Annotated in this window: 8 protein-coding genes; 7 read left to right on the forward strand and 1 reads right to left on the reverse strand. The window is 69.9% G+C overall.

Annotated elements, in window-relative coordinates:
* Nucleotides 1-177: 177 nt before the first annotated feature.
* The 3 genes from ACIOC1_RS30785 (at nt 178) to ACIOC1_RS30795 (ending at nt 4,656) form a co-directional block, all read left to right on the forward strand.
* Nucleotides 178-2,967 carry a hypothetical protein gene (locus ACIOC1_RS30785; protein ID WP_401857206.1) on the forward strand — a complete coding sequence of 930 codons (2,790 nt, stop codon included), beginning with the start codon at nt 178-180 and terminating at the stop codon, nt 2,965-2,967.
* Nucleotides 2,968-3,314: 347 nt separating this feature from the next.
* Nucleotides 3,315-4,310, forward strand: a complete 996-nt coding sequence (locus ACIOC1_RS30790; protein ID WP_401857208.1) for a hypothetical protein — start codon at nt 3,315-3,317, stop codon at nt 4,308-4,310.
* Between the two features lie 133 nt (nt 4,311-4,443).
* Nucleotides 4,444-4,656 carry a hypothetical protein gene (locus ACIOC1_RS30795; RefSeq protein ID WP_391163825.1) on the forward strand — a complete coding sequence of 71 codons (213 nt, stop codon included), beginning with the start codon at nt 4,444-4,446 and terminating at the stop codon, nt 4,654-4,656.
* Between the two features lie 116 nt (nt 4,657-4,772).
* Here the strand turns inward: ACIOC1_RS30795 and ACIOC1_RS30800 are convergent, their stop codons facing one another.
* The gene (locus tag ACIOC1_RS30800; protein WP_401857211.1) at nt 4,773-5,162 is read right to left on the reverse strand and encodes a hypothetical protein; all 390 of its coding nucleotides are present in this window, start codon (nt 5,160-5,162) and stop codon (nt 4,773-4,775) included.
* A gap of 1,826 nt (nt 5,163-6,988) precedes the next feature.
* Between ACIOC1_RS30800 and ACIOC1_RS30805 the strand changes: the two genes are divergently transcribed.
* From ACIOC1_RS30805 to ACIOC1_RS30820, 4 genes are all read left to right on the forward strand, one after another.
* Nucleotides 6,989-8,233 (forward strand): helix-turn-helix domain-containing protein, encoded by a 1,245-nt coding sequence (locus tag ACIOC1_RS30805; RefSeq protein ID WP_401857213.1) that lies wholly within the window; start codon nt 6,989-6,991, stop codon nt 8,231-8,233.
* 332 nt (nt 8,234-8,565) lie between these two features.
* Nucleotides 8,566-9,360, forward strand: coding sequence for a toll/interleukin-1 receptor domain-containing protein (locus ACIOC1_RS30810; protein ID WP_401857215.1), 795 nt, complete (start codon nt 8,566-8,568; stop codon nt 9,358-9,360).
* Nucleotides 9,357-11,330, forward strand: a complete 1,974-nt coding sequence (locus ACIOC1_RS30815) for a hypothetical protein (RefSeq protein ID WP_401857217.1) — start codon at nt 9,357-9,359, stop codon at nt 11,328-11,330. The genes ACIOC1_RS30810 and ACIOC1_RS30815 overlap by 4 nt, the downstream gene beginning before the upstream one ends.
* Complete coding sequence (locus ACIOC1_RS30820) at nt 11,327-12,532, forward strand: hypothetical protein (RefSeq protein WP_401857219.1); 1,206 nt, start codon at nt 11,327-11,329, stop codon at nt 12,530-12,532. The genes ACIOC1_RS30815 and ACIOC1_RS30820 overlap by 4 nt, the downstream gene beginning before the upstream one ends.
* Nucleotides 12,533-12,793: the final 261 nt, after the last annotated feature.

Raw genomic sequence — 12,793 nt, forward strand, 5'->3', positions numbered from 1 at the left:
CCGGCATCGGTCCGAGCGCCCGCCCGGTGAGCGGATCCCCTGCGTCCGGGGGGCGGCGCTGCGTACGCTTTTCCAGCGACCGGCGATCGGATCGTCGGACAACGGGGAGGGCACCGTGTCGGATCTCGGCCAGCGGAACGTGGAGCGCCGGACACCGCACGGTGGGGAGGCGGGAGCGTGAGCCAGTCCGTACGCGCCGAGAGCGGTTTCGCCTACGGGGTCGTGGGCGCGGACATCCACGTGTTCGGCGACGGCGTCCCGGTCTACCTGCTGCAACGCTGGCAGCCGCCGGTCCTGCCGGACGACGACTTTCTGCTGAAGGTACCGAGCCGGATGCTCAACGCGCGTTTCCGGGTCGTGGAGTTCACCGGACGCACCGCCGAGTTGACCTCGTTACGGCGCTGGCGCGACGGCGGCGGTCCGCTCGCCGTGCAGTGGCTGTGCGCGCCGGGCGGACAGGGCAAGACCCGTCTCGCGGACCGCTTCGCGCAGGAGTCGCTGGCCGAAGGCTGGCAGGTCGTCACCGCCACCCACGGACCGGGGAGCGTGCTGCCGCCTCCTGGCAGTCAGGACCTCCGTGACCGGGGCGACGCGGGTGTGCTGCTGATCGTCGACTACGCCGACCGCTGGCCGCTGACCCATCTCATGTGGCTGTTCGGCAACGCGCTGGTGCACCGCGACAGCGGGCGCGGCGCCCGGGTGCTGCTGATCGCCCGTGGCGACGAGGTCTGGCCGAGCGTGCGCGCCGCTCTCGCGAACCAGCAGGCCAGGACCTCGCTGCAACGGCTCGCGCCGCTGTCCGACGAGGTCGGCGGTGACGGCGCCGCCGCGTCCCCGCGGTCCGAGATGTTCGCCGTGGCCCGCGACAACTTCGCCGCGCGTTACGGCGTCTCCCCCGGCGGCATCGCGGCACCGGCCCCGCTCGGTGACGCGGCCTTCGGCCTGACCCTGGCCGTGCACATGGCCGCCCTGGTCGCCGTGGACGCCGACGCCCACGGGCTGCGCGCGCCCACCGACCTCGCGGGCCTGTCCAGCTATCTGCTGGACCGGGAGCAGTTGCACTGGGCGCGGCTGTACGGCGACCCGGATCACGAGATCGCCCCGTCCGCACCAGCGTTCCGCACCTCGCCCGCGCTCATGAACCGCACCGTGTTCACCGCGGCGCTCACCGGGCCGGTCAGCCCGGAGGAGGGGCGGGTGGCCATCAGCGACCTCGCGGTCCGGCTGCCGGCCGATCGCATCCTCGCGGATCACGCGGTCTGCTACCCACCGGCCGAGGCCGACCGCGACACCGTCCTGGAACCGCTGTACCCGGACCGGCTCGCCGAGGACTTCCTGGCGCTGACCCTTCCCGGCCACCGGGCCGACTACCCGGCCCAGGACTGGGCCGGGCGCACCGTCAGCGCCATGCTCAGCGGCACCGACGTGGTGAGCGACGCGGTCACCGGAAGCTGGATGCCGCGCGCCGTGGTCTTTCTGACCGCCGCCGCCCAGCGCTGGCCCCACGTCGGCCCCCTCCACCTGTTCCCGCTGCTCGGCACGGCCCCTCAACTCGCCGTCATCGGGGGCAGCGCCGCGCTGGCCACGCTCGCCGCCCTTGACGACATCAGCCCCGAACTCCTCGAAGCCGTCGCGATGTTCTTCCCGCCATTCAACCGGCGCAGTCCCGACCTGGACCCCGGAATCGCCGCCGTCAGCACCCGGCTGCTCCCGCACCGCCTGGAGCGCGCCAGAAACCCCAACGACCAGGCCGCGGAGCGGCACGAGCACGGCGTCCGCCTCCACCACGCCGGTCGGCTGGAGGAGGCGCTGGCCGAATCCGAGGCCGTCCTGGCCCAGTTCCGGGCCATCGCCCGTGACGGCGTCCCCAATCCCTCGCTCGTCCCCGTGGTCGAAGGCAATCTGGCGTTCGCCCTCAAGGCGTACGCGGACCGCCTGGGCGAGGTCGGGCGCCGGGCAGAGGCCCTGGCCGCCACCGAGGAAGCCGTCGCCGTACAGCGCAGGCTGGCCGCGTACGACGAGCAGTACCGCCCCGACCTGGCGAGCGGCCTGCTCGGTATCGGACGGGATCTGTCGTACGCGCAGCGCTGGGACGACGCGACGGCTGCCCTGGAGGAGTCCGTGACGCTCCTGCGCGCGCTGGCCGCGGAAGAGCCCGGCAAGCACGAGTCGAACCTCTCCGCCGCCCTGGCCGCCCTCGGCGTGTGCCACCTGCGTACCGACCGTCCGCGGTCGGCGGTCTCACACGGCCGGGAGAGCGTCGCCCTGCGCCGCCGTCTCCACGCGAAGGACCCGTCCGCCCACGCCATGTCCCTGGCCAACGCTCTGTATCACCTGGCCGCCGCCCTCGAACGTGTCGGCGATCCCGACAGCGTCCCGCTGGCCCACGAGGCCGTCGAGCTCTACCGCGACCTCGCAAGGGTCAATCCCGCCGCCTACGAGCGCGAACTCGCCGACGGGCTCAACGGACTCGCCGTACGCCTGCTCGTCGCCCAACGCCCGGAGGAGAGCCTGACCGCGGCCTACGAGAGCGTCGCGATCCTCCGCCGCGTCAGCGCCCGCGAGGCGATCGCCGAACAGCACACCTTGGCCGAGGCTCTCGGCGTCCTGCTCGGCGCGCTGATGGTCACGGGCCGCTTCGCCGAGGCCACCGACACAGCCGACGAGTGCGTCATGGTCTGCCGCCGCATGACCGAGAAGGACCCCCTGGCCCTCCACCGCCTCGCCGGCGCCCTGCTCATCGCCGCGGAAGTCCGCGTCACCCCGGCCGACCCCCGCCTCGACGAAGCCCTCGCCCTCTTCGACGAGGCCACCGAGATCATGGACCTCTACGCGATCTCCCCTCAGGGCGGCCCGGCCCTCCACCACCGCGTCGGCTCCCGCCTCGTAGAACTCCTCACCGCCGCCGACCGCCCCGCCCCCGCCGCCCGCCTCCGCCGCACCCTCCAGAACCCAACAACCCCCTGACCCCCGGCCCGGCCGCAGGTCAGACGTCGATCCTCGACCGGTCCAGGGTCGTGGCGGAGTTGGTGATGAACCATTCGGCCACCCCTCTGACCTGCGGTGGAGCTGCCGTTTATGCGTTGAGCTGGTGTTTCTCCGATGGCTAGCGTTGGCCTCCGACGGCCGTTTTCGACTGCGCTGCGGACTGTTTGCGGACCGGTCTGACCTCCTCCGACGTGCAATTTCAAGTGGCCAGGACTCAGCTGACCGGGCTGACCGGCACACGTCGCGACGAGCCGGGTCGGTACGGCAAGCGAGCCCTTCGAGGAACATGCTCGTGCGCTGTCAGTGGCAGCCCGTACTCTCCCGCCATGGATTTGGTGACGTCCCCGTGGGAGCCTGCTGAGCGGGTGGAATTCGTCCGGAAACTGGCCGGCAAGGGCGACCTCGCCGAGTTGTCGCGCGCTTTGCTCGTCGCGAAAGACCCATGGCACGAGGGCTTCGGCGTGACGACTGTACTGCGCAGTCTCCCGAAGCCAGACCGATTCGCGCTTGCCCAGTCCTTCGTCGAGAACGCAGCAGCAGAGTCGGCCGACACAGAGGCAGGCAACCGCGGTCTGGTGCTGCTCGCCGCTGTCTCGCGTGACATCGCCAACGCCACATGGTGCGAGGCATGGGAAGCGCTCCTGACGGAGATGGCGGATCAGACCTGGTCCTGCGGCATCTCGGACGAGCTCTGGACGTGCAGCCACGCTCTGCTGGACGCCGACAGGCGCCTGCCCGACGCGGTGGTCGGCCTCCTCCGCCGCTCCGCGCTGGACCACGGCTGGCCCCCGGAATGCGTGACGCCCGTGCTCACCCGCCTTCGCGGGCCCGTGCTCAACCCCGGTGAGCCGTGGGCCGACGCTGTCCTCGCCAGCTTGCCTTCGCTCGGCGACCTCTGGCCCGGCTTCATCGACCACGCCCTGCTCTCACCTGTAGCGCGCCCCACACTCACCTGGGACCGCCGGGCACTGGCCCTTACCGCTCCGATCGACACTGAGCTGCTCCGGCTCACGCTGACCGCCTGGCTGGATCTTGCCGCCGACGGCGGGGGCCGCGGCGATGGTGGCTACGACCGATACAACCTGCCCGCGCTCGCCGGGCTCACCTGGCTGCTCTCCTTGTTGCCCTCGCACCCCTCATCCATCCGCACCCTAGGTGCCCTCGTCGAGGGTCCATCCTCGCGAACCCCGCTGACGAGCACAGCCATACGAGCTTTGGCCCGCGTCCCTCAGCGCCGAGGCCACCCCGAACTGGAGCGGCTGTCCGTTCTTACCCGGGACAAGGTGACACAACGACAGATCCGCGAAGCACTGATCGCCTGAACGCCGCGTCCTCGGTGGGGATAGGTGCCACACACAACGCGGCGCAGAGATTCGGCCTTCGCCAGCCTCTCGTCCGCACCCGCGAGGCAGCTCGCAGACCGCGCACACCCGGGCACCGGTCACAACCGGCTGGATGCAACCGCTGCTGCGCGGCCTCCCGGTCACCGCCCAGCAACTTCGCGAGGACCGAATCCCCGAAAAGGCCGCCGTCACCGCCGCTGATCCGCAGCACCTATGCGCGGTGTTCAACATCACTCCGGAGACCGGACTCCGCTACACCCGCTTCTTCCACCCAGACCCCACGGACAGCGACGACGTATCCGGCTGCAACATGGAGACAACGTGACCGACCACCACGCTCACCTGCTCGCCGCCATCGTCGAGCTCGGCGGTGAGCTGGCGCTCCCAGCTACCCGTAACGGGCGCTTCAGGGGCGCGCGGTCATCCCAGAAGGCTGCGCGGTCAGCGCCGGCCGCCGCCGATGCGGCGGTCGTCGGCCAATGCGGTAAGCGGGCCGAACTCGCGGGCAAGCCGGTTCCACGTCAGAACCTCGCCACAGCGGGCCGGGAACTCCTTCGGGTTGAACTCGGGCATGGTCCAAGTGCCAGTGCCCCGGTCCCTCAGCCACAGGTCCCCGTCACCGTCGACCACAGTCGGCGGGACCGGTACGGGCTCGGCCTGATCAGTGGGCTCCCAGGTGACCCGACCCGGGTGGGAAACGCGGCGCAGCTCGGTGGTGACCAGCCGCGCGGCCAAGTCACGGGTGGGCTCTTCGGCGTCCTTGACCGACGCGAGTCGGAATGCGTCGTCAAGTACGGGCAGGGCTGGATTCTTGCTGCGCTTTGAACTCATACGCTGACTACCTCCGGTAGGGGACGTCACATCCGTTATGGCACCCCGTAGAGGAACACGGTATCCGAGGCGGGAGCCGGGCCGGCTACGACCACTGTCCAGGTGGAGGCGCTGGCACACCGGGCGGTGGGGCTAGGTGGTGAGCTGGTCCTGGACGTGGCGCAACCCGTGGTGGTAGCGCTCAGATACGGCGGTCCGGGTCTGAGAAGGTGAGGCCGCCGGGGGCGAGCGGACGTCGGGCCGGGTGCGGGTGCGGGCTCGGGCTCGCCGGGCGGCTGGCGGAAGTCGGCGCTGCTCGACCGGCATCAGCCGGCGCCCACCCGCCTGGGCGGGTACGGGAGCGTCGCAAGCGGGCTCGGACAGGCGGGCAGCGAGAGCGGTCGACGGTCGGTCATGATCCCTAGTCTCCGAGGTCCGGCCTTGCGGTAGGGCCAGGCGATGATCGCCAACCGACACGCGACGAACGCCCAGGTTCGGGGCGCCGAGTGCTCAGTATTCGCGAATTCAGGCGCTTTAGTTGCAACACGAATTTGATGCACACCATGGACGAACCGGTCGAGGTCCAGGTGCCTGCGTGTGTGCGTGGCGGACGACCAGTGACCCAGCTTCGAAGAGCTCCCGCAGTTCATGGACGGCGTTGGGCGCATCGAGTAGCGCGCCACACCCTCAGCCATCGGGCAGCTTGAGTGGTGGGGTCAAGCGCGACTTCGACGCGCAGATATCCGACGAGCGGGTCACCGAAACGACCGTCGCAGGCGAGGCGCAGCGCCGGGCGTCGTCGCCTTCCACGGGCCGACGCCAACCGCACGAAAGTCATGGTGCACGTGGAGCGCGACCAGCAGGGCTTTCAGACTCTTCGAGCACCTCGGCCACGCCAACGCGGCCATGACGGCCAACACCCGTACCCACTTGTGGCCCGACTTCGACGAGCGGGGCCCAGGCTCCCGTCGACGAGGCCTACGCGGACCGCCTGGACGGGGGTCACATAGAGGCCGAGACGGCGGCGTAACCACTCCCCCGAACTGACATCAGTTCGCCTGCGGACAACGTGCGGAACGCGGAGGGGAGCCCTGCGCCCGCCCTCTGCTCCGCCGTGCCTCACACGTCGATCCGCGCCCGGTCCAGGGTGGAGGCCGAATTGGTGATGAATCAATCCGGCAACGTCCTGACCTGCGGCGGAGCCGCCATCTGGAGGCTGATCTGGCGCTATCCCGACGGCCGTTTTCGACTGTCCTGCGGACCGTTTGCGGACTGTTCTACGGGGCTATCCAACCGGAGTCACACCAAGAGGGCATAGGTCGTTGCTCGACTGCCATCAGCTCCTGAACGTCGATATCAAGCCGCGACCTTACGCGGGTTGGCCAGCAGAGTGTCGTCGGCGCGGAGGACCGAGGCGCACGGCACCGTGTCTGAGGGTCGCACTTCGCATCCGGCCAACGTGACAACGAGCGTCAATAAGTGAGTGCGCCCCCGGAGCTCGGACGCCAGCAGCCGCCTGGCCAGCTGCTGAAGCAGGCCGTCTCACTACGAGTAGTCGGAGCCGGGCGCGGGCGCGGCCAATCGGTTCGTTGGCCAGCTGGCCGCCCACCGCCTTCGCCTTTGCGGGACGGAGAACACGGAGAACGAAAGAGGCAACGGGCAACCCCGCCGAACTCTGATTCTCGAGGCGTGCCTCGTGCCAAACTCGCTCTCGGATGCGAAGCGAGACGACTCCGTCACAACGGGTGCTCACCACCGGTCTTCGCGTCGGCCAGTGAACGCCGAACGGAAGTTCTCCGTGAGGGCGCAGAGCTGTCACGGTCGCTGTCACAAACGGGAGGTTGACGATGAGCACAACTTCACATTTCGGCCCGGAGCTCCGCCGATTACGACACGAGGCGGGGCTGACTCTGACCGAGTTGTCCGTGGCGCTCAACTACGACAAGGGGCACCTCAGCAAGGTCGAGCGTGGGGAGCGTTCCGCGTCCCTGGAACTGGCCCGGCGGTGCGATGCTTTCCTCGGCGCGAACGGCGAGCTGCAGAGTCTGGTCGTCCGCCCCGAGTCCGACCCGGACACCGCCCAAAGCCCCGCCGCCCCGAGCCTCTGGCACATCGGGCGTCGGGCGGTCCTCGCAGCAGGTACGGGGGCGCTCAGCGAATTCAGCCTGAAGCTCGGTGGACAGGCGTTCTCTGCCAGCGACGCCCTCCTTCCCTCCTTCCGCGCGCAGTTCGACCAGCTACGAATTCTCGGCCAGTCCACCGCGCCGAAGGTTCTGCTTCCCCTCCTGGAGACGCAAACGCGCATGGTCGCCGGGTTGGCAGCCGGCGCCCCGTCCGCCACTCGGACCCCCGCGCTCCTGCTCGCTTCGCGGTTCGCCGAGTTCACCGGCTGGATGGCGCAGGAGGCCGGAGACAGTGACGCGGCGCTCGGCTGGACCGGTGAGGCCGCCGAACTGGCGCGTGCCGGGGGTGATTCGTACCTCGGTTCCTATGCGCTCGTGCGACGCGCCTTGGTCACGCTCTACGCCGGGGACGCCGCGGGCACCGTCACCCTGGCCTGCCGAGCTCAGAGCGACGGACTCCCGCCGCGCATCCGAGGACTCGCGGCCCAGCGGGAAGCGCAGGGACACGCGCTCGTCGGCGCGGAACGTGCCTGCCTGCGCAGCCTCGACCGGGCACGGGAACTGCTCGACAGCGACGATGCCCGCAGCGGCGCCGAGCCCGTGATCGGCACCACCCACGTGAGCGATCCGGCAGAGATGACGACCGGCTGGTGCCTGCACGACCTCGGTCGCCCCAAGGCCGCCGCCGAGGTCCTCGACCGGGAATACCGCCGCCTCCCGCCCCACGCGCTGCGTACCCGAGCCCGGTACGGCTTCCGCAGGTCCTTGGCACACGCTGCCTCCGGAGAGGTCGAGCACGCGTGCACGATCGCAGGGGAGCACCTTGGGGTGATGCCTGTCGTGCCTTCGGCGACGGTGAACAGTGACATCCGGCGCCTCGCGCGGGAACTCGCCCGGTTCCGGAGCAGCCGGGCCGTACGCGATCTGCAACCGGCGCTGGCACGGGTCCTCGCCTCGACGCACGACTGACCCTGGCTCCGCGACCGGGGCCCCAGTTGGAGCCGCCCTGCTCGCCGGAGCACCCAGGCTCTCCGGACTCCGGATTCCATGACCCCCAGTGGGCCCATCTGATCCCGGCCCGACGAATCGCACCGCACTGCAGCCCTGCTTTTTCGGGCTGCCCGCGACCGGTCGCGCACCGGGCGACGCGCCCATCATCCGTACGCCCTCCCCGGGGACGCGCGATGCCGTCACCCGGTCGGGACCTCATGGCCTGAGCTGACCTGGGCCTCGGAGCCCCGGTCGTCTCCCGCGAGCCCACACCCTTTCACCCCCGTCTTCCTCTCACGAAGGGAACCTCCATGCCCGACGTCTTCGTCAACTACCGCACAGGTGACGAGGAATCCGCCGCGACCATGATCGCCCGGGAACTTATCCGGCGGTTCGGCGGCGAACGGATCTTCTTCGCCAGCAACTCGATTGAGCCCGGTCGCCGTTTCCCGGTGGAACTGATCAAGGCGGTGGAGCAGTCGGAGGCGCTCCTCGCCGTGATCGGTCCGCGCTGGGCAGAGGTGCGTGGGGCCGACGGCCGCCCCGCCCTCGAAGCCGAGCAGGACTGGACCCGCCGCGAGATCCGGACCGCGCTCGACCGCGGGATCCTGGTGATCCCCGTACTCGTCGGAAAGGCTGCGCGGATCGACCGCGCCGGCCTCCCGGACGATCTGCTGGAGCTGGCGGACTGCCAGTACAGGCGATTCGACCACCGAAACGCCGAGTCGGACCTGGCGGCGCTCGGCGATACCCTCGCCCGGCTGCTTCCCGAGCTGGGCGCAGCGGACCACGACGCCCGCGCGGCGCAGGAGCGGGCGGAAGCGAAGTCCAGCAAGAAGACGGCCCAGGACGCCCGGCACACGAGGATGCGGACGCGCGATGTCGAACAGCGTGTGCATGGCGGCATCGGAAACCTGAACGGAGACCTGTCCGGCACCTTCCTCAACAAGCCACAGGGGCCTGTGAACACCGGTCAGGGACACCAGTACAACGCACCCCACTTCGAGGGTGACAACGCCGGGGTCCAGTTCACGGCAGGCGACAACAGCGGTACGGTTCACCAGCGCTTCGAGCGCGAGCGTCGGCACTCGGACGACGGACGATGACCGAGCAGGACCACGTCACCGTCAATGATCCGCACGGCCCCGTGAACAACGGCGAGGGGCACCAGTACGTCTTCTACGGCGTCGGCGCGGACTGGATGATCCGCAAAGGGGTCGAGTCCCTCCGGATCACCCGGGAGGACCGGGTGCACCTGGCCGACCGGTTTGTTCCGCCGATGGGTTACCGCGTCGCCGCTGACCGCCTGGAGAAGCCCGGATCAGTGGTGCTGCTGAAGGCTCCGCCCGGCAGCGGCCGCCGGGCCGCGGCGATCATGCTGCTGCACGGACTCGGTGAGGACCAGGGTGCCGATGAGGAGGGGGTCCGGTTCGAGGAGCTTCCCGCCACGGACAAGGACGAGGTCCACCTCGCCCCCGGAGAAGGGGACCGTTTCCTCCTCGACCTCTCTGGAATAGCCGACGAGGAGGCGTACACCGAGGCCCAGCGCCGCCTGGCCGTACGCCGGTCACAGGTTCAGGAGGCGGGGGCTCACATGGTCGTCGTCCTGCCGTCGGGGATGGAACATGCCCACGCGCTGGACCTCGAACAGCACCCGGTGACGCTGGCGCGCCCCCGGGGGATCGCCGTGGTTACCCGCTACCTCCGTATGGACCGGATGAACTTCCGACCCTCGGACCTGGGGAGCGCCGACCTCCAGCGCTTGTACGACCGCTCCCCCATACGAGAACTGGCTCGGCTGGCAGGGCTGGTGAGAACGGCTCGCGACAGCGGCCGGTTCGGAACCGACTTCGCAGAATGGCTCGACCAAGCAATGCACGCGGTGACCGACCGGGCCGGCGACGTGGGACGGCAGATGGCCAAGGTCCGCGCCGCGCCCGACCGGGCCCTTCTGCTCACAGCGGCGGTGTTCGAGGAAGCTGGCGCCGACACCGTCTACGAGGCATGGCAGAGCCTGATGGCCATGGTCAAGGAAGAGGAAGAGGCGACAACCGAGCTCGGGCGGGCGGACTTCGGGGAGAGGTTGGAAGCGCTCGGGATCGAGCGAGACCCAGATGGACGGCTCCGCTTCGGAAAGTTGGCCTACGCCGACGCGGTGAGGACGTACTTCTGGGCGAACTTCCCCGGCGTGCGCGATGACCTGCGAAACTGGATCGGCCAGACCACCGGTCTCCGCGGTTTGACCACCGACGACCGAGTGAACATCGTCGTCCGCTTCGGCGAGCGGTCCCTGGCCGTCGGGCGGCCCGACGACCTCTTCGACCTCGTGGCGCACTGGGCTGACCGCGCGGCCGGGACGACCTGCGACCCACGAGCCGTGGCGGCCCTCGAACTCGGCCTCAACCACCAGAAGTTCGGGGGGTGGTTCCGCAAGCGGATGTACGACGGAGCGACGTCCGGCCGCTTGTCGGATGGTCTCGCCCGCGTCCTGATAGCGGCATGCGTAAAGAGCCTTGGCGCCACACACCCGGATCAGGCGATGGTGCGACTCCACCATCTCGCCGTACGCAACGGGGAGGTGGCGCGCGAGGCCCGGGAAGCACTTCTCGACCTCGCCGGCCGCGACCGTCGGCTCTACCGGCTGATGATCGACCGCCTGCGGGACTGGACGCGCAGGGAGTCGCGCGGGGCAGAGCCCCAGCTCCAACTACTCACCGAGCTGTTGAGGAGCGACCGGGCACCGGACCCGCTGTCGTGGCCGGACCTGTTCCTGGGCTGGCAGACGGTCTTCTCCCAGCCGCCGACGGAACTCTGGAACCCGATGGTGAGCAGCTGGTTGAACGCCGTGGCGATCGACAGGTCGCGGGAATTGGCGCTCGACGTGATGGTCAGGGCGACGAATGGGCGCACGGCCGCCCTGCACCGCCTGTACGCCATCGCCTGCGGCTGGGCAATTCCCACGAGCCACCGCCGGGCACCCGTCGCCGCCCTCTTCTGGCAGCACATTGACCACGTGCAGTACGCCCCCACAGAGCGTGCGGGCGCCGGACCACACACCACGGAAGAGGCACGATGAAACGCCGCTCATCCAGCCTGCTGTTCATCGCTCTCTGCTGCCTCGCGCCGGCTGTGCTCGGAAGCCTCCTGCACTGGTCGATGTTGCTGTGGGGCTTCATGTCCATGGTCACGGCCTCGGGCTCCCTGCTGCTCGTGATGACGATCCTCAGCGGTGCCCGCACGCCGGCCGATCCGTACGGGTCCGGGGAATCCGAACAGCCCGCGGAGCCGACGGAGCAGCCGTACCAGGAGACCCGGGTGATCGACGCGGCGTTGCCGAGCGCGGCGGAGGGCTACGAGTTCCTCTTCTCCGCCACCGTGTGGTGGAGGCCGGTTTCCGACCACGCCGACCGGTCCGACCATGCCTCCCCAGCCCTAGCCGCTTCCTCGGTGCTCAGCCGGGCCTTGGAAGTCGTCCAGCGCGAGCAGCCCGACCGGGCGAGCTTCGCGCGGTACCTCTTGGAGGGGGAACTGAGCGTCCCGCTTCCGGACCGGAGCGGACGGGTGACGGCCCAGGCGGCCGACGTGACGCTGACCCTGGCTCCGGCCGATCGCGAGCGCCTGCGGAAGTTGAACGACCTTCGCAAAGACGAGGAGATCTGGGAGTACGAGCGTCAGCACGAGCGCAACAAGCGGCGCTACCTCGGTGACGACGTGCTCAAGAGCGCGGGCAGCGCGGTGGTTTGGTGGCTCACCCGCCATGAGGACGAGATCGAGAAGGCGGTCAACATGATCGGCCCGCTCGCTCAGATCTCGGCGGCAGCCAACGACGAGGAAGTACCCGAACTCTTCCGCCACCTGCTCGTCCCGCCCGTGGGCGCGCGGAACGGGGCGACTGTCGGGGGCCCACAGTGGGGCGATGCCGACCAAGGAGGAGGGGTGTTCGACCGCGAGGAAGAAGTGGGGGTCTCGGACCGGCTGCTCCTTTTGCTGACGGCGCTGGGGCTGAAACCGGACATGGACGAGTACACGGTGCTGGTGCACCGGGTGGTGCGGGACCTGGAAGCGACCGGGCTGGGTGAGGCAGCCAAGGAGATCAGGCGGACCCTTCTCCTGACACCCGAGGGTGGCAGCGAAGAGCCGGAGGGCTGGCCCTCGACCGAGGCGGACGCCACTGAGCCCTGGGCGTCGGGCTTCCCTGCCGCCGACGGCTCTCCGTTCACCGACGCAGCCGCAGGCACGTTCACGCCAGAGCCGGCAGAGGACGACGACGCGAGCTGAGCCGGTCGTCGGTGGCCTCTCCTGGGCCTCCCCTCGCCGCACGCGGCGGCGGCGGGAGGCCGTCTTGCCTGCCCCAAAAGCTGGGCAACATCACCACTCTGTGCGGCGCTGACCCGGGCCGCCGTCGACAGCGCCTACGCGGACAGCCCGGACGAGGGCGACGCGCGGGCCACCGAGGCGGCGTAGCCACTCCCCCGCACTGACGTCCTGTCAGTGCGGCTGCGGACTGGGTGCGGACCGCTGGGGCACCCGCACGGCAGC

This window comes from Streptomyces sp. NPDC088197 (genome assembly GCF_044741185.1).
GTDB lineage: Bacteria > Actinomycetota > Actinomycetes > Streptomycetales > Streptomycetaceae > Actinacidiphila.